This window comes from Providencia rustigianii DSM 4541 (assembly GCF_000156395.1).
Taxonomy (GTDB): Bacteria; Pseudomonadota; Gammaproteobacteria; order Enterobacterales; family Enterobacteriaceae; genus Providencia; species Providencia rustigianii.
This window is the reverse complement of the sequence record NZ_GG703817.1, coordinates 479,769-504,018: the sequence shown is the minus strand read 5'-3', so window position 1 is coordinate 504,018 and position 24,250 is coordinate 479,769. Positions and strand designations below refer to the sequence as shown.

Genomic DNA, 24,250 nt, shown 5'->3' with positions numbered 1-24,250 from the left:
AGTCTGTAAGCGGTGGATATACAGCCGCTTTTTCTTTTTAGAGGTCTACATGAAAGCCATCCTTTTTTGTGTCTGTTTACTGTCTAGCATGACCGTCTTTGCGAATAATATTATTGTTAATGGAACACGTTTTATTTATTCGGGTGATGAAAAAGAAATTACGGTACAGCTAAATAACAGTGCAGACCGCCCCGCAATGGCCCAAGCATGGCTTGATACTGGTGACGCATCTGAAACTCCAGACACCATAAAAACTCCATTTCAGCTTACTCCACCAATTTCACGCGTTGAAGCGAAAGGTGGACAAACTATTCGTATTAAATTGATGGATAAGTCTGCCATTCCACAGGATAGAGAATCCTTATGGTGGCTGAATATTTTAGACATTCCACCGATGGTTAAAAATAAAGCTGAAGAAAATCAAAATGTACTGCAACTGGCGATCCGTTCTCGTTTTAAATTTTTTTATCGCCCAGTAGGACTTGGTAGCCGCGAGCTGGCACCAGAACAGCTGGTTGTTAAATCAGTTGGCAGCAACCTTAATATCGACAATCCAACGCCATACTTTATTACTATTACAAAAATTTCTACAGATGGTGCTAATGGATTAAATGATAAAACAATTTTTTTAGAGCCTAAAAGTCAATTAACAGTTCCGATTAAAAAGCCTTTAGGGTCAGGAATGGCAATTATTATCAATAATATCAATGACTATGGTTCTGATGTTACGGTAAAAACCACCGTAAAATAGGATTAAGAAATGATTCAGAGAGAGTTAAAAAATAAATATTCAAACATACTCTCAGTGGCTAGTGTGGTCACAGTCTGTGCGTTGCCGACTTTTTCTGCTTGGGGTGAAGAAGAGACAGCCTATGAATTTAACAGCGGTTTTATCATCGGAAGCCAAGAAAATGTCGACTTAGAGCGCTTCAATGCCACAGGTATTAGTCCAGGAAAATATTCTGTTGATGTGTATACCAATGGTAATTGGAAAGGGCGTTTTGAACTCGATTTTGTGGCTAAACAAAATGGGCAGCTTGGTGCATGTTATACCCCTGCCTTATTAGCTGATTTTGGTATTAATGTTGAGCAGTTTACCTCCAATCCAGATGTGAAAACCCAACAATGTTTATTCCTGAATGAGTGGAATAGTGACCAAGATGTGGTGGATACATTTCACACATCGACATTGCGTGTTGATATTTCAGTACCTCAAATTTATGAGCAAAAATCATCTCGAGGCTATGTTTCTGAACAATTTTGGGATACAGGGATCCCTGCGTTAAATCTAGGTTATATGAGCAATTACTATAACAGTCACTCTAATGGTTCTAATGATGCAAGTGCCTATCTAGGATTAAATGCAGGCTTTAGCTACGATGGTTGGTTACTTAAACATATTGGTCATTTAAGTTGGCAGCGGAGTAATGGCGCCCAATGGAACAGTAACCAAACTTATCTACAAAGACCTATCGCATCGTTGAAGTCAAAGGCGACAGCCGGTCAGTTTTATACTGATGGTGACATGTTTGATAGTGTGAGTTTATTAGGTGCCAAAATTGCTACCGACGATACGATGTATCCCGATAGCATGAACTCGTTTATCCCGGAAATTAGAGGGATTGCCCAAAGTAATGCTTTAGTAACAGTAAAACAAAATGATGTCGTTCTTTATCAAGCCTCGGTGCCTCCAGGCCCATTTAACCTCACTGATGTTTACCCATCGGGGTCGGGTAATGACTTAGTCGTGACTGTGAAAGAAGCGGATGGAAGTGAATCATCATTTAGCGTGCCTTATACCTCATTAGCCCAGCTAGTACGTCCAGGTTATACCCGTTATCAGTTTTCAGGAGGAAAAGCAGATACCGATGGTTTGAGCAATCGACCCTTTATTATGCAAGGTACGTTACAGCACGGACTAAATAATACGTTCACATTATATGGTGGCGTTACCGCATTTGATGATTATCAAGCTTATTTGATTGGTACAGGGGTGAATACGGTTATTGGTGCAGTGGCGTTTGATCTTACCCAATCTCGAATCGTGTTCAATAATAAAACAGAATTGGGACAAAGCTATCGTTTTACGTTTAACAAAATGTTTTCGCAAACAGATACTAATCTGGTTTTAGCTGCTTACCGTTATTCAACTGAAGATTATTACAGCCTGTCAAATGCATTATATGCGATTGATTATGATAAAAATGGTAAGGATAGATCACTAGGTCGTGAAAAAAATGGTTTCAGTTACACAATTAACCAAAATCTACCTTATGATTTAGGCAGTTTCTATTTTACGGGGCGTATTTCGAGTTATTGGGATCGCTCAGGGATAGAAAAACAATTTCAGTTGAATTATAACAACCAGTTTGATCGTCTTTCGTACGGTATTTCATTAATGAGAGTGTATGCAGACAATTCAGAAAGAAGCCAAGATGACCGAGTAAGTTTAAACCTCAGCTTTCCTCTTTATTACGGTAATAGAAACTATACCTCAATTACCTCAAATACGGTTTTCAATAACGAAAAATTTGGTTCCTCTCAAGTTGGGGTCAGTGGCGCACTTGATGCGGATAACTACTGGACCTATGGTCTGAATACATCATTAGAAAATGGTGGCAATAATAATTTTGCAGTGAATACTGGCTACCAAACTTCATTGGTGAATACAAATGCCAACTATAGCCAAGGACAAGGTTATCGCCAATATGGTGTCTCAGCAAATGGTTCGATGATCGTCCATTCGGGGGGGGTGACGCTATCCCCAAATACATCATCGACAGTTGCATTGATTGAAGCTAAAGGCGCTGAAGGGGCATTAGTTATCGGGGCTCATGGAACCGCAATCGATAGCCACGGTTATGCTATTGCTCCCTATGTTAGACCTTATCGTACTAATAATATTGAGATTGATCCAAAAGGTAGCTCTGATGACATCGTATTCAGCAATACGAATGAGCAAGTTGTCCCTTATGAAGGCAGTGTGGTGAAAGTGACCTTTAACACAAAAGCTGAAAAAACAACTGTTTTTCATGTTGTCAGATCCGATCATAAACCGATGCCTTTTGGTGCAAATGTTGTTAATGCGAACGATGAATATATCGGTATTGTTGGGCAAGGTGGCACCGTCTTTATTAACAATGAAGATGCAAAAATAGCAACGATTAAGTGGGAAAATGGGCAATGTTCATTTTCACTAGAGGCTGGAAATAGTCAGGAGAGTTTATGCCACTAATAAATCAATGGCGTTTGTTGATTGGAATGGGGGCTCTCTTTGCGGCAAGTCATGCCTCTGCGCATATGACCGGATATAGCCATTGTGATAGGACGCGTGAACCTACCTATCAGCTGGATATGGATATGGGACGAATTGTTGTTGACCCAAATTTAGCTGTAGGTGGGGTGATTGCGAGAAAAAGCTGGTCGTTACGTTCATCCTCCAATGACGTTTATCTTACTTGCTATGGTCGTAATGACCTTGATGCTGAAATTGTCATGCCTGGATTAAGAGATATTGGTAGTCGTATTTATCAATCGAGTGTTCCGGGGATTGGCATGAGATTTGAACGTGCTGGCCAAGTAAGCATGACATACCCTGATACATATACTGTTAATGGTGGTAGATGGGGAACAAACTACTACTTAGCGGGTTCAACATTTACTTTAACATTGATAAAAACCGCAGCAGTAACAGGATCTGGCTCAATTGCGAAAGGGGAATATACTCGGTATGGTGATAGAAATAGTTATAGCCCTATTTTAACAACGTCATTAACAGCAAATGCAATTACAATTGTGTCTCCTTCTTGCATGATTGAAAGTGGTAAAAATCAAAATGTTTATCTTGAAACAATTAAACGATCTCAATTGACTGGACGAGATACTGTTGCGGGAACAAAGAATTTTGATATTGTTTTAAGATGCAGTGGTGGAACAACAGCCTCTGGCTACGCAAATATTAAAATGGATTTTAGTGGTAATCATTCAGTAAGTGCAGTGGAAGGTGTATTAAAAAATGAAGCAACAGGCTCCAATGCAGCTAAAGGTGTCGGTATTCAAGTTATTGAAAGAAAAAGTTATGCCCCAATTAACTTTGGGAAAATTTATGATGTTGGAAGATTAACGAATACTCAAGAAAGAACCTATGTTTTGGAATATGCTGCACGCTATTTTCAATATGATAGTTATGTCTCAACAGGGGAAGTGAGATCTCATATGGTTTTTGATATTACTTACGATTAATATGGTTATTTTCTATTTTTAGATATTCAAATAAACAATTTAAATAAAACCATAAAAGTGGCCTATATAAATATAGGCCATTTCTTTTTCTAAATTTAATATCTAAATTCGATTATTTATATTTGATGTTTTGTTGAAACGATGACGCTTTCTGCTGCATATTGTAATTCTTTATTCGTTATATCAAAAGGGACTTGTTCGTTATCATTATCTTCATTCTTATATCCTTTGAAAAACCACTCAATAGGACACATTAAAATGTCTGCAATATCAAGTAGATGGTCTATTGGGATTTTGTTTATTCCATTTTCATATCGGGATATTTGCTGTTGACTTAAATTTAATTTACTCGCTAAATTTGCACCTGACAAACCTAACTCTTTTCTTCGGTTTTTAATTCTAGTACCGATGATACTATGAATGTCCATATGACATACTCAACTTATTATAAAGGTTTTTATTATTCGTTTGTGTTATATATTATATTAAATTAAAAGAGAATTTAAAAGCTATAGATATAACAAAAACGGTTTTTATTTTTTTTAGGAACTATCTGTTGATTATATGTTTCATTATGTAACACATAATTATTTCAGGGTTATTTTGAATAGTCTTAATGGGATTAACAATAAGAATATACCGCTATAATTATAAGGTTAAACCTGTTTGTTAAGCGATTAGAAACGAATTTCTCCATGTAAAAAACAAGTTTTTTGTCTATTTATATAGATAATATGTTTCACTTTGAAACTAATTGCATTGGCAAATTTCACTGATTTATTTTTTAAATTAAAATAATTTAATCAACGACATATGTAATTATTATAAAATGGATGAGGTCTTACCACTATTGTTATATTTATAATAAAAATTATATTTTGTTGCTTTCATTATGATTAAATTTTTTATTTTTTATTTTTTTTGTTATTTAAAAAATAAACTAATGATATTAGTGAATGAAACTTTATTTATTGCTACAACAAAGGTAAATATAAAGTATACTGTAATGAGATCGTTGGTTTTTTATCACATAATTAGTGAGGTTCTCATGAAATTGTATATCTATGATCATTGTCCTTTTTGTGTACGTGCGAGAATGATTTTTGGTTTTAAAAAAATAGCAGTTGAGGAAATTATTTTACTCGATAGTGATATAGAAACACCAACTAAGATGATCGGGCGTAAAATGGTACCTATTTTACAAAAAAATGATGGTAGCTACTTGCCTGAAAGCCTAGATATCGTTCGCTACATTGATCAATTAAAAGAGCCTCAATATGCAAGCGGTGAAATGAGCACTGAAATTGATAACTGGTATAAAGCCGTATCATCGACAGTATCAAAACTAGTCACTCCACGTTTCACTGAGTCTGAATTTCCAGAGACAAATACCCCTGAGGCTAAAGCGACCTATATCCAGCGCGTGAGTAAGTTTCATGGGGATTTAGACGTGCTGAGAAAGGAAACTCATACATTACTTATCGAGCTTGAACCTCATATGGATTTATTAGATTTGTGGTTAGAAAAACGAGATGTAAATACCGTGGATATTAATGACTTTATTATCTTTCCAGTACTGCGTAGCTTAAGCATTGTGAAAGAAATTTCATTTAGCACAAACATTCATAATTATATGAATAAAATTTCTAAAGCCACAGAGATTAATTTGCTTTTTACACAGGCTAGGTAACATTTTTATCTAGTACAGAATAAAATAAAAAAAACCACATTCTTTAGTTGGAATGTGGTTTTTTATTTTTTTATAAATTAAAAATCATTGCATATAGTCACTTAATGTATACACAAGTTTATAATGACCTTGTAGGAGAACTAAGCGATTCTTGGTTAATTCCACTGTAGCACCCTCCGTTAACATGCGATTTATTATCGAATCCCAGCGCGAGAGATCTTCATCAACACATTGTAACTCTGTCTTAGTTAGTGACTTTACTTTTAGCGTAGTATTATCAAATGTCCCCATGCCATTAAAGTCATTACACATAGAAGCAGAGACAAACATTTTCTCTCCAAATGAAATGGCTGGGGCTATTTGCTTATTTCTTACTTTTTTACCATTAACTTCAGTAAGCACAAAATTATGGTGCATTAACTGTTGCTCTAGGGATTGATGACTATTACCCGCATTGACTTGGTGCGTCTGGCACGCACCAAGTAGTAAGCCTAATAACGTAAGAGGGATTAATCTTTTCATCCTAACTTGTCCAACTAAGGCTTAACAATATTTGGGCAAATCTCACCGCGGCTGACTTGCTGGATATTATTTAACGTTGTTAAACTGATGCTCGTTAAGGCTTCTTCAGTTAAAAATGCTTGATGTCCAGTGAACAAAACATTATGACAGGATGATAAGCGACGGAAGATATCATCTTGAATAACGTCATTTGACTTATCTTCAAAGAACAGGTCGCGTTCATTTTCGTATACGTCCATGCCTAATGAACCGATTTTTTGCGATTTTAATGCGCTAATTGCAGCGACTGAATCAATCAATGCACCACGGCTAGTGTTAATGATCATAACCCCTGGTTTCATCTTATTAAATGCTTTTTCATCTAATAAATGATGGTTTTCTGGTGTCAAAGGGCAGTGTAGGGAAATAACATCGGATTGTTGGTATAGCGTGTCCAGATCGACATATTCTGCACCAAGATCCAAGACAGCTTGGTTTGGATATGGGTCATGGGCAAGCAGGCGCATTCCAAAGCCTTTTAAAATTCTCAAGGTTGCTTGACCGATTTTGCCTGTACCAATAATTCCCGCTGTTCGGTTATGCATGTTAAACCCGGTCAAACCCTCTAAGGAGAAATTGGCATCTCGGGTGCGCTGATATGCACGGTGAATTCGTCGATTCAAGCACAGCATCATACCAACAGCGTGTTCGGCTACCGCTTCTGGGGAGTATGCTGGAACACGAACAACATCAATACCTAGTTCATTAGCAGCATCTAAATCAACGTTGTTAAACCCTGCGCAGCGCAATGCCAAAATTCGAATATTGAGAGCAGCTAGCTCCTCTAAAACAGCACGGTTAGCTTCATCATTCACAAAAATACACACTGCATCGGCACCAACGGCGTTTTTGGCAGTCTGAACAGTTAGTGGGAAATCAAAGTATTCAATATTAAAATCAAATTTTGATTGACGATTAACCTGTTCCATATGTTTGCGATCATACTGTTTGGTACTATAAGAAACAATTTTCATCAGAGGGACTCCATAATTCATAGGAACCAATAAATAACAGGTAGGTAAAAGTAAAAACCTACTAATAGATAAGTTCAGAATAAGACAATTGGTAGTGTAAATCATCTATAAATTCAGAAAATATCTATCTGTTTACTTTCGATTTTCGTTTATGCTTTATGTTTAACAATGCAATACTATTATTGAGTTAAAAGTAGCCAAGCCATAAGAAGTATTAACATACGAGTGAAGTATATGTTTAAACAAGGACGCAGTTAATGATCAGGGCTCTTAAAATACTACTCTGTTTACTTGGAGTTAGCTTTGCGCTCTTAGTCTTACTGTGGACCACGTTTTCTCGCTGGGTACCCATTGTCGCAAATCACTTTTTACCGCATCCCGTGACGCTGTCACTTTCTGATCCTCAGTTAGTGGGGCGGCAAATACAATTCCCGCAGATAAGAATAACGGTAGACAATTGTTCTATCGCCAATTTGGACAACACTCGTATTTCATTTTTTCCACTACGTATAAATATTGATGGTTTAAACCTTGCAGCAGAGTGCATGGATAAAATCAAAACCGATGATAATTCACCAACAGAACCCACCAATATTTCTGACCTATTGAATTCAATCCCAAAGTTTTCACTGGTAATAGAGAGTATTAATTTACAGTCATGGGAAAAATACCAAGGTAGTCTTTGGTTGCGTCGTACAGATGACGCTAAATTAGCGCTAGATTATCGAGGAAAAAATATATCCTTATCCTCATTAATTACACCGTCGGGACAACTCTTGACCAATGAGTTTTTTATAAATTTGCCTCAAGATACACTCCCGAACGATCCGCTTAACCCAACTAAAGTATCGAATATTGAACCTCAGCGCATTGAATTAACAGCTCAACTAGCGTTACCTCTAACCAGCGAGCAAATGCCTGAAACGGGAGATATTACTGCACATTTTAAATTGGTGGAGCTGGGTAAACGTTTAGAAGCCAAACTTCATTGGCAACGCGACCAAGGTTTACTCTCAGTCACAGATGTGGAGTTTCAGCGAGAGTTATTTTACCTACCTTGGCAAATATCGGCTTCTCAATTGATCGTTTCAGATGGACGATGGAACTGGCAGGATGCGGAAATTCCGTTGCATGGCGGCATTGCATTTCAAATTGACCACTGGAATCAAACTATCAATGAAATGAAGGTTTCGGGTCGATTAAATATGCTGACGGATGCTAAAAAAGGTAAAGCTAACGTTGTACTAACGGTTGAGCCTAGCCATATTAATTTACTCAATGCGGATATTAACTTCAGGCTATATGGACAAGTTAAATATGATGACATGGTGCTGGACATTAATTTACCTGCAAAAATTGCAGGTCAGATAGTTTCTCCGACGGTTGCATTTTTGCCCGGTTCTTTAATGAGAGCCTATGGACAAGTGACACCGACAATTTTACTCAATGAAATACGTTTACCGCTAGCGGGCACTCGTTTGAGTGCCGAGGGAATTTCAGGGCGTTTACAGGCCATTGTGAAAGTGAAAGAACAGTATTGGGGGGATTTTGTCGTTCATTTAGATGGAACGGCAAATAGATTCAATATTGATAAAGGAAAGTGGTTTTGGAATTATTGGGGAAATGCGCAATTACCGACATTGGCTGCTCGTTGGGATATCAAAGGAAATGGAAGCTGGCAAGATACACAACTAACGCTAAATAGCCTAACAACGGGATTTGACCAGATCAAATACGGCTTACTTTCGATGAGCTCGCCACGTTTAATTCTTACACAACCTCTAATTTGGCAGCGGGATGAAAGTAAAGCTAATTTCCACGGTTCATTACAATTAACCAGCGACAAAATGCAATTTGGCGTAGACAGTTATTTACCGAAAACAACGGTCAATGCTGACCTAACAGGTCAATCTCCTGCAAGTTTTCAATTAAAAGGGGATTTAAGTACTCAACAAGTTGGGCCTATCGTAATATTTGGGCGTTGGGATGGCGAGCGTCTAAGAGGGGAAGCGCGTTGGCCTGAGCAATCGGTCACTGCATTTCAGACATTAATTCCTAAAGATCTTGGAATAGAATTACGGCAAGGAAAGCTATTCTCTCAGGCTGCATTTTCTATCGCTCCTGAGAGTGGATTTATTGCAGGCGGACACTGGCGTGTTGCGAATACCAGTCTCTGGTTAAAAGATGGTGAATTAAATGGATTAGATTTTGTCCTCCCATGGAAATTGCACAATAGCACTTGGACGCTGGGTGAAAAATCTCCGGTTGAATTACGGATTAAACATGTTTCTAACTTGTTTGAGTTTACAGATATTAAAGCTGATTTATCCGGAACTTATCCACCTACTGAAACAACGCCAATACAGTTAAGTAATGTGGGTTTTAAAATGCTGGGGGGAGAGGTTAATTTAGATTTATTACGTTGGCCTCAAAACAAACCCGCTACCATTAGTGTTCATGACGTGGAACTCAGCGAATTATTTACCAAGCTTAAAGTTTCTCAGTTTGCGGTTTCCGGTCGAGTTAATGGACAATTGCCTTTTTATTTGAACAACCCTGAATGGATTGTTCGGGGTGGCTGGTTGGAAAATAGTGGCCCACTAACACTGCGTTTAGAAACAGATTTTGTTGAATCTATTGCTAAAGATAATATCTCTGCGGGTTCAGCGATTGGTTGGTTGCAATATTTAGAAATAGAAAAAAGTCGCACTGATGTTAATTTAACCAACTTGGGGCTATTAACAATGTCGACTATTCTTGAAGGATATAACGCCCGTGAGGCGAAGAAACGTGAAGTTCACTTAAATTACCACCATGAAGAAAATGTTTTTCAATTATGGCGTAGCTTACGCTTTGGTAGTGGCTTAGAAGAGTGGTTGGAAAAAAATCTGTGATTCTGTAATAAAGAAAGGATGAACGTGAAAACATTAAAATTAGTAACAGTGATGGCAATGGTTGCAGGGTTGACAGCTTGTTTACGGGTAGAAGTTGCAACACCAGATAAACCTATTAATATCAATATGAATGTTAAGATTGAACATGAAATTCAGATCAAAGCGGACCGACAAGTCGAGGAACTGCTGAAAGAAAATAGTGACTTATTTGGTGAGGTTCACAGCAAATGATAAATTTGATTAAAGTGATTATATTATTCTCGGCCTTTAGCATATTTTCTGCATTTGCTCTGACCGTGGACGAAGGTAAAAACCAAGGATTAATTGGAGAAACATTCTCAGGATATTTAGCCGTTGTCGATCCCAATAACCCAGAGGCGAAGGTATTGATTGAACAAATCAACGCAGAAAGAAAAGTAAAATACGATGAAATCGCAAGAAAGAATAACTTAAAAACCAACGATGTTGCGAAACTTGCAGGGCAAAAGCTGGTGGATCGTGCAGACAAGGGAGAATATGTACGAGGCATTAATGGGCAGTGGGTAAAGAAAAAATAAAAATGCGCACATCATTGTGCGCAGATAGGTAACAGACTAAATCTAACAAGGCGTTTTGTTATGCAATCAGAGCATCAATATGAGATTTAGCTTGTAACTGAGCAGTTTCCGCTGATTCCGGGCCTAATGCAGTTCCTTCAGCAAAAATAAATTCAATATCAGTAATCCCAATAAAATTTAAAAACAGTGTTAAATAAGGCACGATAATATCGGTTGGGGTATCTCTATAAATACCACCACGACTCGTCAAAATATATGCACGCTTACCCTTTAATAGCCCGACAGCACCTTGTTCTGTATATTTAAATGTTTGCCCAGAGCGAGCAATAAAATCAAAATAATGTTTCAGTTGAGATGGGATCGTAAAATTGTACATTGGCGCGGCAATCACAACGACATCACTTTGCTTAAGTTCAGCAATTAATTGATTCGACAGTTCCAAATGTGCTTGTTGTTCAGCGGTTTTAGTGTCACTCGGTGCAAAAGCTGCTAAAATTTCACGATCAATGGCTGGGACGGGGTCATTAACTAAATCTCGAACAGTAATCTCATCAGCCGGATTTTTTGCTTTCCATTGCTGAATAAAATAATCAGCCATTTTGTTACTGTGCGAATAGTCTGCCAAAATGCTGGATTTTAATAATAATACGTTACTCATTGTTTCCCTCGAAATCGGTGTAACTCTCTATCTATTAACGATAATGATACTCGACATAGGGTAGATTGATAGGAAGATTTTTAGAAGACTAGGTTCAAAAAAATTGATGGTATTTTCATGAAATAACTAAAATTACAAAATAAAACTAAATATTATCTTTAGTCAGCGTAGGGGAAGTTTAACTTGCTGATGATGTAATGAATTGAAATATAAGGATTAGAGAATGGACCCCATTCTATCGACACTCAATGCTGAAATTGAACAAACTTCAATACGTGACCAATGGCTGCTCAAAAAAAGAATCCATGGAATTGCTAAAATACAAGATCAAAAATCGCGTATGGCGGTTATTGAAGTCATTAAAGGGGATATTGAAAAGGCTAAGCAAAAAGTTGAAAAAAAATGCCTTAATGTCCCCAAAATTATTTATCCCGATAATTTGCCCGTTAGCCAGAAAAAACAAGTCATTCTAGAAGCAATACAACATCATCAAGTGGTGATTATTGCAGGTGAAACTGGCTCAGGTAAAACGACTCAGATACCTAAAATTTGTCTTGAATTAGGTCGAGGAATTAAAGGCTTTATTGGGCATACTCAACCAAGGCGACTCGCTGCTCGTTCAGTTGCCTCACGATTAGCTCAAGAGCTAGAGTGCGAGCTGGGTACTAACGTAGGTTATAAAGTTCGTTTTAGTGACCAAGTTGGTGAAACAACTCAAGTTAAGTTGATGACCGATGGTATTTTACTCGCTGAATTACAGAATGATAAATTACTCCTGCAATACGATACAATTATCATCGATGAAGCCCATGAACGTAGTCTAAATATCGATTTTATATTGGGATATTTACGTCAATTATTACCTAAACGCCCTGACCTTAAAGTGATTATTACTTCTGCGACGATTGATCCTGAGCGTTTTTCTCGTCATTTTGGCCATGCGCCAATTGTTGAGGTTTCAGGGCGTACTTATCCTGTGGAAGTCCGTTATCGCCCAATTATGGGGGATGACAATGACAGTGAGCGGGATCAAATTGATGGCATTATCGATGCTGTGAATGAGCTAGGTCGAGAAAGCCCTGGCGATATTTTGATATTTATGAGCGGAGAGCGAGAGATCCGCGATACCGCTGATGCACTAACTAAGTTGCAATTACGTCACACGGAAATACTCCCATTATTTGCGCGACTGTCTAACAGCGAACAAAATCGGATTTTCCATCCTCATGGTGGGCGCCGCATAATTTTGGCAACTAACGTTGCGGAAACCTCATTAACAGTTCCAGGTATCAAATATGTGATTGATACCGGTTATGCTCGAATTAGCCGCTATAGTTATCGTACTAAGGTACAGCGCTTACCCGTTGAAGCTATTTCTCAAGCCTCAGCGAATCAACGTAAGGGGCGTTGTGGACGTGTTTCTGATGGTATCTGTATCCGATTGTATTCTGAAGAGGATTTTCTTTCTCGTCCTGAATTTACCGATCCTGAAATTTTAAGAACTAACCTAGCATCGGTCATTTTACAGATGACTTCGATTGGTCTTGGGGATATTGCTGCTTTTCCATTCGTAGAGGCACCGGATAAACGTAATATCCAAGATGGTGTCAAACTGCTGGAAGAGTTAGGGGGAATTCAGCCACATAAAGAGGCTGATAAAGGTTATCGTTTAACGGATGTAGGACGCCAATTGGCGCAACTGCCCGTAGACCCACGTTTAGCACGTATGGTGATTGAAGCCAGAAAATATGGTGCAGTGAGAGAAACCATGGTGATTGTATCGGCATTGTCGATCCAAGACCCACGTGAAAGACCTCTTGATAAGCAGCAAGCGGCTGATGAAAAGCATCGTCGTTTTCACGATAAGCAATCCGATTTCATGGCATTTTTAAACCTATGGGACTATCTAAAAGAACAACAAAAAGCATTGTCCAATGCTCAGTTTAGAAAAATGTGCCGTCAGGATTTTCTCAACTATCTACGAATTAGAGAGTGGCAGGACTTGTACACTCAATTAAGACAAGTCGTTAAAGAACAAGGTATTGCAATCAATAGTGTGGAGGCTGACTTCCGTAGTATTCATGTTTCTCTATTAGCTGGTTTGCTATCTCATATTGGGCAAAAAGATGCGGAAAAACATGAGTTTACTGGGGCAAGAAATGCTCGCTTTACGATATTTCCAGGTTCTGGATTATTTAAAAAACCGCCAAAATGGACAATGGTTGCAGAGCTAGTTGAAACTTCGAAACTTTGGGGGCGAATTGCGGCGGCGATCGACCCTGAATGGATTGAACCACTTGCTGGGCATCTCGTTAAGCACCATTATAGTGAACCTCATTGGTCAAAATCAGAAGGCGCGGTAACGGCTTCTGAAAAAGTGACATTGTATGGCTTGCCTATTGTTGCATCCCGCCAAGTGAATTATGGATCGATTGATCCATTATTATGTCGTGAATTATTTATTCGCCATGCACTAGTTGAGGGTGATTGGAATACTCGCCACGCCTTTTTTAAAGCGAATTTAAAGTTACTATCTGAAGTTGAGGATTTAGAACATAAATCGCGACGTCGCGATATTCTCGTGGATGATGAAACGTTATTTGCGTTCTATGACCAGCGAATTCCTAATGATGTGATTTCATCTCGTCACTTTGATAAATGGTGGAAAGATGTCTCAAAACAGCAACCAGACTTGCTTAACTTTGAGAAAAATATGCTCATTAAGGAGGATGCGGGAAATGTGTCATTACTCGACTATCCTAATTATTGGTACCAAGGTGAATTAAAATTCCGCTTAAGTTACCAATTTGAGCCGGGAACTGATGCTGACGGTGTCACGGTACATATCCCATTAGCGATTTTAAATCAGGTTCAAAATATTGGTTTTGACTGGCAAGTTCCGGGGTTACGTCATGAATTAATTGTGGCAATGATTAAATCATTACCTAAACCGATTCGCCGTAACTTTGTTCCAGCACCGAACTATGCTTCAGCATTTCTAGAGCGAGTACCCAATCCAGAGGGCAGTGTGCTGGATAAGCTTGAACGCGAATTGCGTCGCATGACAGGTGTGACAGTTGAAAGAGAAGCTTGGCAGCTAGATCAATTGCCTGTGCATTTAAAAATGACGTATCGAGTTGTTAACGATAAAAATAAAACCATCGCGGAAGGGCAAGATCTTGATGCACTAAAAGATAGTCTCAAGGAAAAAGTGCAAGAAACCTTATCTGAAGTGGTTGATGACGGTATCGAACAGAGCGGTTTGCATATCTGGAGCTTTGGTGAATTACCCCAACGCTATGAGCAGAAACGAGGTGGGTACTCGGTGAAAGCTTATCCAGCGTTGGTGGATGAAAAAAACAGCGTTGGTATTCGTGTTTTTGAAACTGAATTTGAGCAACAACAAGCCATGTGGGCTGGAGTGCGCAGATTACTGTTATTAAATATTCCTTCACCAATTAAATATCTCCATGAAAAATTACCTAATAAGTCAAAATTAGGTCTCTATTTTAACCCGTATGGTAAAGTGCTGGAGCTGATTGATGATTGTATTGCTTGTGGTGTTGACCAACTGATTGATAACTATGGTGGCGCAGTTTGGAATGAAGAGCAATTTGAAGCATTGAAGGAATATGCCCGTGCTGAACTTAACGATGTCGTGGTTAACATTGCGAAGCTAGTTGAACAAATTTTAACATCGGTGTTTGCTATTAATAAGCGCCTAAAAGGTCGTGTTGATTTCTCGATGGCGTTAGCCTTATCTGATCTAAAAGCACAAATGTCAGGGTTAGTATTTAAAGGTTTTGTGACAGAGCAGGGCTGGAAACGATTACCAGATATCCTTCGTTATTTGAACGGTATTGAACGTCGTTTAGAAAAACTGGCCATTGATCCGAATCGTGACCGTGCGCAAATGAGTAAAGTTGAGCATGTGCAAAATATGTGGCAGCAATGGATGGGCAAATTAACTCCTCTACAGAAAAAATTACCCGAGGTTCAAGAAGTGCGTTGGATGATTGAAGAGCTACGGGTGAGCCTATTTGCACAGCAATTAGGGACGCCATATCCAATCTCCGATAAACGGATTATCCAGACGATGGAAAGCTTGAGCCAGCAATTATAGATCATTGATTTAATTTTATTAAAATGCACCGGCTTTCAATAAGCAGGTGCGTTTTTTATTCTTGCTTACTTATTTATTGTGGCTGACATTCCGGCTTTTTAGTTACAACATGCTTGTTGTTTTTTAAACAAAAGATACCTGCAACACCGTAATTGATTTTACGATCTCAAGTTAACCAGTAAAGCATGGGCGTTTAGAAAAATAACTAGAAGTAAAGACAGCTAAATAGAGTCCGGAGTGAAGGGCGTTTGAAATATAGGAGGGTACTAAGTCCAAATGAGAACTTAGTACCTTTTAAACTCAAAGCTAGGTTAAGAGATAATAGAGAGCGGGAACAGATGCGACAGCGATAGCTATTATCAATATTTTCTCAGCGAGTTTCAGTGGGGCTTTAGATGTTTGCTGGGAACGAGCATAGAGAAACAGTAAGATGCCTGGTGCATACAAAACAACGGATAGCATCAAGTTAATCAAACCAGAAGCATATAATAGCCATAAACCATAAATGCTAGCGACTAAGCCGACTGCAAGTAATGCTTTACTATGACGACTATAGGCTACTTTAACCAAGAATGCCCCGACTAAAAAGTAGGGAACTAAAATCATTTCAGAGGCAATAGTTAGCAATGTATTGTAGTTGCTGCCACTTAGCCAAATTAAAACCAATGACAACTGTACTGCACCATTGGTGAGCCATAAAGAAGATGACGGCGCGTCATTTTTGTTGAGTTTATTGAAAATTCTTGGGAATGATTGATATTGAGCGGCAATGTACGGTACTTCCGCCGCCATAATTGTCCAGCTCAAATAGGCGCCACAAACGGAGATAATCAAACCCGCAGCAATAATGATATCGCCGCTAGACCCAATCAAGCTCACCATCAGGGTTGCCATTGATGGGTTTTTGATCTCAGCAAGATCAGCTCTAGGCATGATCCCCAGGGAAAGTAGAGTAACTAAGATATAAATAATTAATGCAGAGCTAACGGCAAAAATGGTAGCAAGGCCCACATCACGGCGATTTCTAGCTCGGGCAGAAACGACCACCGCACCTTCAATACCGATAAAAACCCACAACGTGATGAGCATGGTATCTTTGACTTGTTGCCAGACGGGAATTCCAAGTTCTATGCCGCTAAAATCAGCATCAAAAATATCTAATTTGAAAGCAAGAAAAGCCAAAACAATGAATAAACCGAGGGGGATGAGTTTTGCCATTGTGGCAAGTTTATTGATACCCGCAGCAGTTTGTACGCCACGTAAGACCAAATAATGAACGACCCACAGTAAAATAGACTCACCAATTAAAGCCTGCCATGTATTACCATCACCAAATACAATGTTATCTGGCGTATCGGTAAAGAAGCTAATCGCAGCAAAGACAATGACTAAGTAAGATACGTTGGCAACGACGGCGCACAGCCAGTAGCCCCAGGCGGAACAAAAGCCAATAAACTCGCCAAATCCAACTTTTGCATAAGTGAATATTCCGCCATCAAGATCTGGACGTATCCTAGAAAGAAATAAAAGAGAAAATGCAAGGAATAGGATCCCGACGCCTGTGATGGACCATCCAATGATTAATGCTAATGGACTCGCCACTTCAGCCATATTCTGTGGAAGGCTAAAAACACCGGCACCAACCATTGAGCTGAGAACTAGCGCGGTTAGGGCGGTAAGGCTTAGAGTGTTTTTCAATGTATATCCTGGTTGTTCTGCAATCAAAAGTTAAAATGACGTTAAGATAGAGACTGTCGTAACTAGATTCACTATAACTGAGGATAAATCCAGTGAGATCGCCTACTAAATTAGTGTGTGGATTCTACGAATGAAATGAACCAGATGCAATGGAAAAATATGCACTTAAGCAGAAGTTTTATTCACTTTTGGTTACTAAAGGTAAACAAGTGGATACGATCGGGGGAGAATGCATTGTTTGCTTAAAATAGAGGGTACAAAAAAGCCAGTTTGTATCACAAACTGGCTTTTAGAAGAGTCTTATTAACGATTACTTAAATAGATCCGCACTAATGGTTACGCTGCCACCATTAGACTGCCATTCTCTCGTAATATGATAATATTTAGCACCTTTCGCTTCAGCACGTTTCGCTATTTGATAACGAACTTCTGGCGTATTGGTGTAATAACCAGAGAACGTGATGGAATCAAAAGGAACCATCATTGCTGCTGCGGTTTTGTTCACTTCTTCAATGACATAACCGTTAGGCAATGTCACGCTAGTGCGACCAGGTTGGCTAGATGATGTCTCAAAGAAACGACCGACCGCTTCGGTTGGCTCATCTGAACTGGCAACACCAGGAATTAATACTTTATCAGCGGCTTCGCCACCTTCCGCTAACATTGCTCGTCCGGCTTCAGAGTCAGCAGGAACAACTGCATCTTCTTTTTGAATTTGGCGTACAGGAGCGTCTTTTTTATAGATATAAGCCGTTGCTAGCGTATTACCACCATCATTCATGGCAACGTTACGCACTAAGTAGAAAGACGCAGCGCCTTTCTCTTTTGCTTTTTTAGCTAATGCTTCATATAGATCTGGTTGAGACGGGTAGAAACCACTGACAGTGACAGTATCAAAAGGTTGATATATTTTAGCGTCTGCTTTGGACATCTCTTCTATGCCATCAAATACTCGACGTTTTGATTCTTCAATCTTAGGTGCATCTTTTGCATACACATCCGCAACAACACGCATGTTGCCACTATCACCGATATCATCAAGGCTTTGAATGTAAAAGGCATTTGCCCCCATTTTATCAGCCCTACGGGAAACAGCATCGGATGCTTCATAGATAGCATTAAAACGCCCGGTGACTGTTATACGCTCATAAGGTTGTAATTCTTTAGCCTGTTTTGGCGTCAATTCAACAGCCGCTTGAGTCGCAGTTATACTTGTTAATGATAACACCGCGGCTGCGATGACCGTAGTTTTCAGCTTCATACAAAATCCTTCCGACTTGCGTAATTTATTATAAACATGCTGAATAATAGTTGTACCACATAGGCGAGATTATTACACGTAACTGTCTATGTTGTCGCATTATTTTATTTAGCGAGGACACAAATATTGGTTGACTAGTCAAATTTACCAGTTTTTTTTAAGTATCCAGTGTTTTATTGACCTAAAACTAAGATTTTCACGGTGAATTCCATTTACTGTCTTAGAAACGTGATCAATTATGGATCAATCAAGTTAATTTCAGTAGGTTATTAGAACATTTTAAAACGGTTTAACGACAAAATAAGACTTTTCTTTTTAACTAGATAGTCATATTTTGCTAATTAACTTACATACTAGATTACTTCATGCTTTAAAAAGGGAACATTATGCGTATTGGTATACCAAGAGAACGACTTGCCAATGAAGCGCGTGTTGCTGCTACACCTTCTACGGTAACTCAATTATTGAAATTGGGTTTTTCTGTGTGTGTAGAACAACAGGCGGGACATCTAGCAAGTTTTGACGATGCTGCGTATGAGCAAGTAGGCGCTGAAATTGTTGATCGTGAAACGGCACTGGCAGCAGATATTGTATTTAAAGTAAATGCACCGCAAGCCGATGAGATCTCATTATTAAAAGAAGGGGCGACTTTAGTCAGCTTTATTTGGCCGGCACAAAATCCTGATTTAATGGAGTCTTTGAAAGCACGTAATATTAATGTCATGGCTATGGATGCAGTTCCTCGTATTTCTCGAGCGCAATCTTTGGATGCATTAAGCTCGATGGCAAATATTGCAGGTTATCGTGCCATTGTTGAAGCAGCTCATGAATTTGGTCGCTTTTTCACGGGGCAAATTACTGCGGCAGGAAAGGTACCACCAGCCAAAGTGATGATTATCGGTGCTGGGGTTGCTGGATTAGCGGCCATTGGTGCAGCGGGAAGTTTAGGTGCGATCGTTCGTGCTTTTGATACACGTCCAGAAGTTAAAGAACAAGTGCAAAGTATGGGCGCAGAATTCCTTGAACTTGATTTCAAGGAAGAGGCTGGCAGTGGTGATGGTTATGCTAAAGTCATGTCGGAAGCGTTTATTAAAGCAGAAATGGAATTATTTGCAGCACAAGCTAAAGATGTCGATATTATCGTCACCACGGCATTAATACCGGGCAGACCAGCGCCAAAGCTGATCACCAAAGAAATGGTTGCCTCTATGAAGCCGGGTAGTGTGATTGTTGACCTTGCTGCACAAACAGGGGGTAACTGCGAATTAACTCAAGCAGACAAATTGGTTGTGACTGACAATGGTGTAAAAATCATTGGTTATACGGATTTACCTAGTCGCCTACCAACGCAATCATCACAGTTATATGGCACAAACCTTGTTAACTTGATGAAATTACTCTGCAAAGAAAAAAAATGGCGAAATTGACATTGATTTTGATGATTTAGTCATCCGAGGCGTCACTGTCATTAAGCAGGGAGAAATTACCTGGCCAGCTCCTCCAATCAAAGTTTCTGCGCAACCACAAGTTAAACCTAAAGCCGTAGAAAAAGTAAAAGCACCAGAGAAAAAAATGTCTCCGGTGACCAAATTTAGTCTTATGGCGTTAGCTATTATTCTATTTGGTTGGTTCGCTAACTCCGCACCTGCAGAGTTTTTATCGCATTTTACGGTCTTTGCATTGTCCTGTGTGGTGGGTTATTACGTGGTATGGAACGTAACTCATGCATTGCATACGCCGTTAATGTCGGTCACTAATGCTATCTCGGGAATTATTGTTGTCGGTGCATTATTGCAAATCGGCAGTGGTGGTTGGGTAAGTTTCTTATCCTTTATTGCCATATTGATCGCCAGTATCAATATTTTCGGTGGGTTCACAGTGACCCAACGCATGTTAAAAATGTTTCGTAAAGGATAAGGGGTAACTTATGTTGTCGAGTGGAGTTGTGACAGCGGCATATATTGTTGCTGCTATCCTATTTATTTTCAGCCTTGCAGGACTATCTCGCCATGAAAGCTCCCAACGTGGGAATACTTACGGCGTTATCGGAATGGCGATTGCATTGATTGCTACCATCATGGGACCCCATAGCGCTAATGTGGGTTGGATGATTACTGCAATGGTTATTGGTGCTGTGATTGGTATCCGCTTAGCGAAAAAAGTTGAAATGACTGAAATGCCAGAGTTAGTGGCGATTCTACATAGCTTTGTGGGTCTTGCTGCGGTACTTGTTGGCTTTAACAGCTTTATTGCAAGTGAAGGGCATGCCAATGCGGTGATGGAGAATATTCACCTAACGGAAGTCTTTTTAGGTATTTTCATTGGTGCGGTAACCTTTACTGGCTCAATTGTTGCTTATGGAAAATTATCTGGAAAAATGTCATCAAAACCGATGATGTTGCCAAATCGTCATAAATTGAACCTTGCTGCATTAGTCGTTTCATTCATTCTGTTGGTTATTTTTGTTAAAACTGACAGTGTGGGCCTGCAAGTCTTCCTGATGCTTATCATGACAGTGATTGCATTAGCTTTCGGTTGGCATTTGGTTGCCTCTATCGGTGGGGCTGACATGCCAGTCGTTGTTTCGATGCTGAACTCTTATTCAGGTTGGGCAGCTGCGGCGGCAGGTTTTATGCTGAGCAACGATTTATTAATCGTTACGGGAGCATTAGTTGGTTCTTCTGGTGCAATTCTTTCTTACATTATGTGCAAAGCGATGAATCGCTCATTTTTCAGTGTGATCGCCGGTGGCTTCGGTACCGATGGTTCTTCAACGGGCACAGAAGAAGAAATGGGAGAATACCGAGAAACAACGGCGGAAGAAGTGGCTGAAATGCTAAGAAATTCCACTTCAGTGATCATCACTCCGGGGTATGGACTAGCAGTGGCTCAAGCACAATACCCAGTTCACGATATCACAGCGAAATTACGCGAACGCGGTATCAAAGTACGTTTTGGTATTCACCCTGTAGCAGGGCGTTTACCCGGTCATATGAACGTATTATTAGCAGAAGCCAAAGTCCCTTACGACATTGTATTAGAAATGGACGAGATTAATGATGATTTTGCTGAAACGGATACGGTTTTAGTTATTGGTGCAAATGACACGGTGAACCCTGCGGCGCAGGAAGATCCAAATAGTCCAATTGCGGGAATGCCAGTATTGGAAGTTTGGAAAGCAAATAATGTCATTGTCTTTAAGCGTTCGATGAATACTGGATATGCGGGTGTACAAAACCCATTATTCTTTAAAGAAAATACCCAAATGTTATTTGGGGATGCAAAAGCCAGTGTCGATGCAATTTTAAAAGCATTGTAATAGTGAATAAAAGTTTTGATTAGAATAAACGCCCTGAAATCAGGGCGTTTTTATATCAAAATATCATGATCATTATTAATCGGATTTCGAGTAATAATAGGAGAAAATAAAAAAGCCCATAAATATGTCGATTTATGAGCTTCTACAGATTAATAAATTAATCTTTTTAATTAGTCATTTTCAGATGCATTAATTGGGCAAACAAAACCATCCGGTTTTATCGCCAATAAATCACATTTTAGTTTATCAACGACATGTTCTGCAGTATTACCAAGAAAAGCAGCTGATAGGCCTGTACGACCTAAAATCCCCAGAACGACAACGCCTGCATGTAGCTCTTCGCACATATCGGGAATGATTTTTTCCGGCAGACCTTCACGAACATGGGTAAATTTCTCATCAATACCAAATTTTTGGCGTAAGCTTTTCATGGCAATCAGATGCTGACCACGTAACGCGTTATTGTACAAACTCGGGTCAAAATCCGGTAGTTCGATAGCAATATTCATGGGGGCGATAGGGTACGCACTGACTAAATGGATATCTTGATCCTTGATAACGCGTCGAGCTAAATCTTGCGTTTTTTCGACCAATTTAATATTGAGGTCATCATGGTAAGATTCTTCATTCGACAGATTAACCGCAACCACCACGGAGCCATGGTCAGGCCAAACTTTATCTTTTACCATCCACACAGGACATGGACATTTTCTGAGCAAATGCCAATCTAACGGTGTGAAAATAATGGATTCCAAATTGTCAGTTTGGTGTGCCATTTTCAATAGTAAATCATGTTGACCGCTGATGACTTCCTGAATGATGGCTTCATAAGGCTTGTTATGCCAAATGACTTTAATTTCAATTTCAATTCCGGCTTCAATATAGAAGTGTGCTTGCTGTTTTATCCATGCTGCTTTTTGACTGATGACGCCTTTGCGCATTGCATTACGTTCTTCAGGAGAAAGTAGGGTCGTCATATCATAAGATAAGTCATAGATAGGTAAGAACGCCTTTATCCGTCCCCCATTACGCTGCACGATATAAACAGCTCGTCTTAATGCAGGTTGATCATCCTGATTTGGGTCGATTGCTACTAAAAGATTTTTATAGTCAGCCATACAGATATCCTCTTAATAAACGGATAGTTCCATATCATTAAACTATGTTATTGGGGATAAATAGGCAAGATGTGTGCTGAAAAAATAACAACGGATCACCAAGTTTGTGATCCGTCTAGAAGAGGTTAGCAAGAAACGGAATAAACTTTTCCTGCGATATCAGTCAGTTTAGTCATGTCATCGATAGTGATATATTTACCTTTAACGCTGAGCATGCCACTTTTTTGGAAACGACCTAATAAACGGCTGATAGTTTCAACGGTTAAACCAAGATAATTACCGATATCACCACGCGTCATGGTCAATCGAAACTCTCTTGGTGAAAAGCCACGTTCTGCAAAGCGATGTGAGAGGTTAAGAATAAATGCAGCTAAACGTTCTTCCGCATTTTTCTTGGATAATAAGAGGATCATTTCTTGATCTCCCTTAATTTCACCGCTCATCAGACGCATAATTTGCTGACGTAGGTTAGGCATTTTGCCAGATAAATCATCTAGCGTTTCAAATGGAATTTCGCAAACCATTGAAGTTTCTAAAGCTTGAGCAAAACTTGGGTGCTGAGTATGGATAATTGCATCAAATCCAACAAGGTCACCAGCTAAGTGGAAGCCAGTAATTTGTTCATCACCTTCTTCGGTGATGGTATAGCTTTTTATTGTGCCTGATCGGATAGCATATAAAGAACGTAATTCATCACCCGCTTTAAATAAGGCTTGGCCTTTTTGAATCGGTTTTTTACGTTCGATAATATTGTCTAGTTGATCCAGTTCATGTTCATTCAGCGTAAAAGGAATGCAAAGTTGGCTAATGCTGCAGTCCTGGCAATGAATTGCGCAACCACCAGACTGGATACGACGAACAACTCTTTTTTCTGGGATCATATTAAAAGCTCAATCAGATTAAAATTATTGATATGAGTCAATTTTAGCATAAGATATGACGACTGGTAAGTGCTATATAAGGCAGAATTGGCTTATTAAATAAAAAAGCAAAAGAAGCTAAATTTGCTAACTAAATAAGCTTAGAATTAAATGCTAATCTAAAAGATATTATTAATTCTAAAAATTGGAATATATTAAATGAAGGTATTTAACATTCAGAAAGTCGCACAAAAACATCAATTGAGTAAATACTTTCTTTGAGCAGTTTATTAGC

17 protein-coding genes and 1 pseudogene are annotated in these 24,250 nt (G+C 39.1%); 10 read left to right on the top strand and 8 right to left on the bottom strand.

What is annotated here, in order from left to right; genetic code table 11:
- The first annotated feature begins 49 nt into the window (after window positions 1-49).
- From PROVRUST_RS02410 to PROVRUST_RS02400, 3 genes are read left to right on the top strand one after another with little or no spacing between them, the layout of a single operon-like run.
- A complete protein-coding gene (locus PROVRUST_RS02410) occupies window positions 50-751 on the top strand; it encodes a fimbrial biogenesis chaperone (protein ID WP_039854089.1) in 702 nt (233 codons plus the stop codon).
- 9 nt (window positions 752-760) lie between these two features.
- Complete coding sequence (locus PROVRUST_RS02405) at window positions 761-3,235, top strand: fimbria/pilus outer membrane usher protein (RefSeq protein WP_006813090.1); 2,475 nt, start codon at window positions 761-763, stop codon at window positions 3,233-3,235.
- The gene (locus PROVRUST_RS02400) at window positions 3,226-4,242 is read left to right on the top strand and encodes a fimbrial protein (protein WP_006813089.1); all 1,017 of its coding nucleotides are present in this window, start codon (window positions 3,226-3,228) and stop codon (window positions 4,240-4,242) included. Before PROVRUST_RS02405 ends, PROVRUST_RS02400 begins: the two co-directional genes overlap by 10 nt.
- A 116-nt stretch (window positions 4,243-4,358) precedes the next feature.
- Here the strand turns inward: PROVRUST_RS02400 and PROVRUST_RS02395 are convergent, their stop codons facing one another.
- Window positions 4,359-4,670, bottom strand: coding sequence for a helix-turn-helix domain-containing protein (locus PROVRUST_RS02395; protein ID WP_006813088.1), 312 nt, complete (start codon window positions 4,668-4,670; stop codon window positions 4,359-4,361).
- A 620-nt stretch (window positions 4,671-5,290) separates the two neighbouring features.
- Between PROVRUST_RS02395 and grxB the strand changes: the two genes are divergently transcribed.
- Complete coding sequence (gene grxB / locus PROVRUST_RS02390) at window positions 5,291-5,932, top strand: glutaredoxin 2 (protein ID WP_039854087.1); 642 nt, start codon at window positions 5,291-5,293, stop codon at window positions 5,930-5,932.
- An 84-nt stretch (window positions 5,933-6,016) separates the two neighbouring features.
- Here the strand turns inward: grxB and PROVRUST_RS02385 are convergent, their stop codons facing one another.
- The gene (locus PROVRUST_RS02385; protein ID WP_006813086.1) at window positions 6,017-6,454 is read right to left on the bottom strand and encodes an META domain-containing protein; all 438 of its coding nucleotides are present in this window, start codon (window positions 6,452-6,454) and stop codon (window positions 6,017-6,019) included.
- A gap of 14 nt (window positions 6,455-6,468) precedes the next feature.
- Window positions 6,469-7,467, bottom strand: coding sequence for a 2-hydroxyacid dehydrogenase (locus tag PROVRUST_RS02380; protein ID WP_039854085.1), 999 nt, complete (start codon window positions 7,465-7,467; stop codon window positions 6,469-6,471).
- Window positions 7,468-7,724: 257 nt separating this feature from the next.
- On the opposite strand from PROVRUST_RS02380, the gene PROVRUST_RS02375 reads away from it, so the two are divergent.
- The 3 genes from PROVRUST_RS02375 to PROVRUST_RS02365 are packed head-to-tail and all read left to right on the top strand — an operon-like array spanning window position 7,725 to window position 10,918.
- On the top strand, window positions 7,725-10,361 hold the full coding sequence (locus PROVRUST_RS02375; RefSeq protein WP_006813084.1) for a YdbH family protein: 2,637 nt from the start codon (window positions 7,725-7,727) through the stop codon (window positions 10,359-10,361).
- 18 nt (window positions 10,362-10,379) lie between these two features.
- Window positions 10,380-10,592, top strand: a complete 213-nt coding sequence (locus tag PROVRUST_RS20470) for a YnbE family lipoprotein (protein WP_006813083.1) — start codon at window positions 10,380-10,382, stop codon at window positions 10,590-10,592.
- Window positions 10,589-10,918, top strand: coding sequence for a YdbL family probable chaperone protein (locus PROVRUST_RS02365; RefSeq protein ID WP_006813082.1), 330 nt, complete (start codon window positions 10,589-10,591; stop codon window positions 10,916-10,918). The genes PROVRUST_RS20470 and PROVRUST_RS02365 overlap by 4 nt, the downstream gene beginning before the upstream one ends.
- Window positions 10,919-10,976: 58 nt before the next feature.
- On the opposite strand, the gene PROVRUST_RS02360 is transcribed toward PROVRUST_RS02365, so the two are convergent.
- A complete protein-coding gene (locus PROVRUST_RS02360; RefSeq protein ID WP_039854083.1) occupies window positions 10,977-11,576 on the bottom strand; it encodes an FMN-dependent NADH-azoreductase in 600 nt (199 codons plus the stop codon).
- 223 nt (window positions 11,577-11,799) lie between these two features.
- Here PROVRUST_RS02360 and hrpA point away from each other — a divergent pair, with 223 nt between their 5' ends.
- Window positions 11,800-15,699: an ATP-dependent RNA helicase HrpA gene (gene hrpA, locus PROVRUST_RS02355; RefSeq protein WP_006813080.1), complete on the top strand. Its 3,900-nt coding sequence runs from the start codon at window positions 11,800-11,802 to the stop codon at window positions 15,697-15,699.
- A gap of 306 nt (window positions 15,700-16,005) precedes the next feature.
- Here the strand turns inward: hrpA and PROVRUST_RS02350 are convergent, their stop codons facing one another.
- A complete protein-coding gene (locus PROVRUST_RS02350; RefSeq protein ID WP_039854080.1) occupies window positions 16,006-17,397 on the bottom strand; it encodes an amino acid permease in 1,392 nt (463 codons plus the stop codon).
- A gap of 310 nt (window positions 17,398-17,707) precedes the next feature.
- A complete protein-coding gene (gene ydgH / locus PROVRUST_RS02345) occupies window positions 17,708-18,658 on the bottom strand; it encodes a DUF1471 family protein YdgH (protein ID WP_006813078.1) in 951 nt (316 codons plus the stop codon).
- Window positions 18,659-19,044: 386 nt separating this feature from the next.
- Here ydgH and pntA point away from each other — a divergent pair.
- Window positions 19,045-20,575, top strand: a pseudogene (gene pntA, locus PROVRUST_RS02340) (Re/Si-specific NAD(P)(+) transhydrogenase subunit alpha).
- Between the two features lie 13 nt (window positions 20,576-20,588).
- Window positions 20,589-21,977 carry a Re/Si-specific NAD(P)(+) transhydrogenase subunit beta gene (gene pntB / locus PROVRUST_RS02335; RefSeq protein ID WP_039854394.1) on the top strand — a complete coding sequence of 463 codons (1,389 nt, stop codon included), beginning with the start codon at window positions 20,589-20,591 and terminating at the stop codon, window positions 21,975-21,977.
- A 170-nt stretch (window positions 21,978-22,147) separates the two neighbouring features.
- Here pntB and uspE read toward each other — a convergent pair whose 3' ends face one another.
- Both uspE and PROVRUST_RS02325 read right to left on the bottom strand, forming a co-directional pair.
- Complete coding sequence (gene uspE / locus PROVRUST_RS02330; RefSeq protein WP_006813074.1) at window positions 22,148-23,095, bottom strand: universal stress protein UspE; 948 nt, start codon at window positions 23,093-23,095, stop codon at window positions 22,148-22,150.
- Between the two features lie 125 nt (window positions 23,096-23,220).
- Window positions 23,221-23,976 carry an FNR family transcription factor gene (locus tag PROVRUST_RS02325; RefSeq protein ID WP_006813073.1) on the bottom strand — a complete coding sequence of 252 codons (756 nt, stop codon included), beginning with the start codon at window positions 23,974-23,976 and terminating at the stop codon, window positions 23,221-23,223.
- Window positions 23,977-24,250 lie beyond the last annotated feature (274 nt).

What these genes read in the sequence shown, in the direction of transcription:
- PROVRUST_RS02400 (WP_006813089.1), top strand. Translation starts at nt 3,226, where the DNA reads ATGCCACTAATAAATCAATGGCGTTTGTTGATTGGAATGGGGGCTCTC.
- PROVRUST_RS02405 (WP_006813090.1), top strand. Translation starts at nt 761, where the DNA reads ATGATTCAGAGAGAGTTAAAAAATAAATATTCAAACATACTCTCAGTG.
- PROVRUST_RS02360 (WP_039854083.1), bottom strand. Translation starts at nt 11,576, where the DNA reads ATGAGTAACGTATTATTATTAAAATCCAGCATTTTGGCAGACTATTCG.
- PROVRUST_RS02325 (WP_006813073.1), bottom strand. Translation starts at nt 23,976, where the DNA reads ATGATCCCAGAAAAAAGAGTTGTTCGTCGTATCCAGTCTGGTGGTTGC.
- uspE (WP_006813074.1), bottom strand. Translation starts at nt 23,095, where the DNA reads ATGGCTGACTATAAAAATCTTTTAGTAGCAATCGACCCAAATCAGGAT.
- PROVRUST_RS02395 (WP_006813088.1), bottom strand. Translation starts at nt 4,670, where the DNA reads ATGGACATTCATAGTATCATCGGTACTAGAATTAAAAACCGAAGAAAA.
- PROVRUST_RS02365 (WP_006813082.1), top strand. Translation starts at nt 10,589, where the DNA reads ATGATAAATTTGATTAAAGTGATTATATTATTCTCGGCCTTTAGCATA.
- PROVRUST_RS02410 (WP_039854089.1), top strand. Translation starts at nt 50, where the DNA reads ATGAAAGCCATCCTTTTTTGTGTCTGTTTACTGTCTAGCATGACCGTC.
- ydgH (WP_006813078.1), bottom strand. Translation starts at nt 18,658, where the DNA reads ATGAAGCTGAAAACTACGGTCATCGCAGCCGCGGTGTTATCATTAACA.
- PROVRUST_RS20470 (WP_006813083.1), top strand. Translation starts at nt 10,380, where the DNA reads ATGAACGTGAAAACATTAAAATTAGTAACAGTGATGGCAATGGTTGCA.
- hrpA (WP_006813080.1), top strand. Translation starts at nt 11,800, where the DNA reads ATGGACCCCATTCTATCGACACTCAATGCTGAAATTGAACAAACTTCA.
- PROVRUST_RS02385 (WP_006813086.1), bottom strand. Translation starts at nt 6,454, where the DNA reads ATGAAAAGATTAATCCCTCTTACGTTATTAGGCTTACTACTTGGTGCG.
- PROVRUST_RS02375 (WP_006813084.1), top strand. Translation starts at nt 7,725, where the DNA reads ATGATCAGGGCTCTTAAAATACTACTCTGTTTACTTGGAGTTAGCTTT.
- PROVRUST_RS02380 (WP_039854085.1), bottom strand. Translation starts at nt 7,467, where the DNA reads ATGAAAATTGTTTCTTATAGTACCAAACAGTATGATCGCAAACATATG.
- grxB (WP_039854087.1), top strand. Translation starts at nt 5,291, where the DNA reads ATGAAATTGTATATCTATGATCATTGTCCTTTTTGTGTACGTGCGAGA.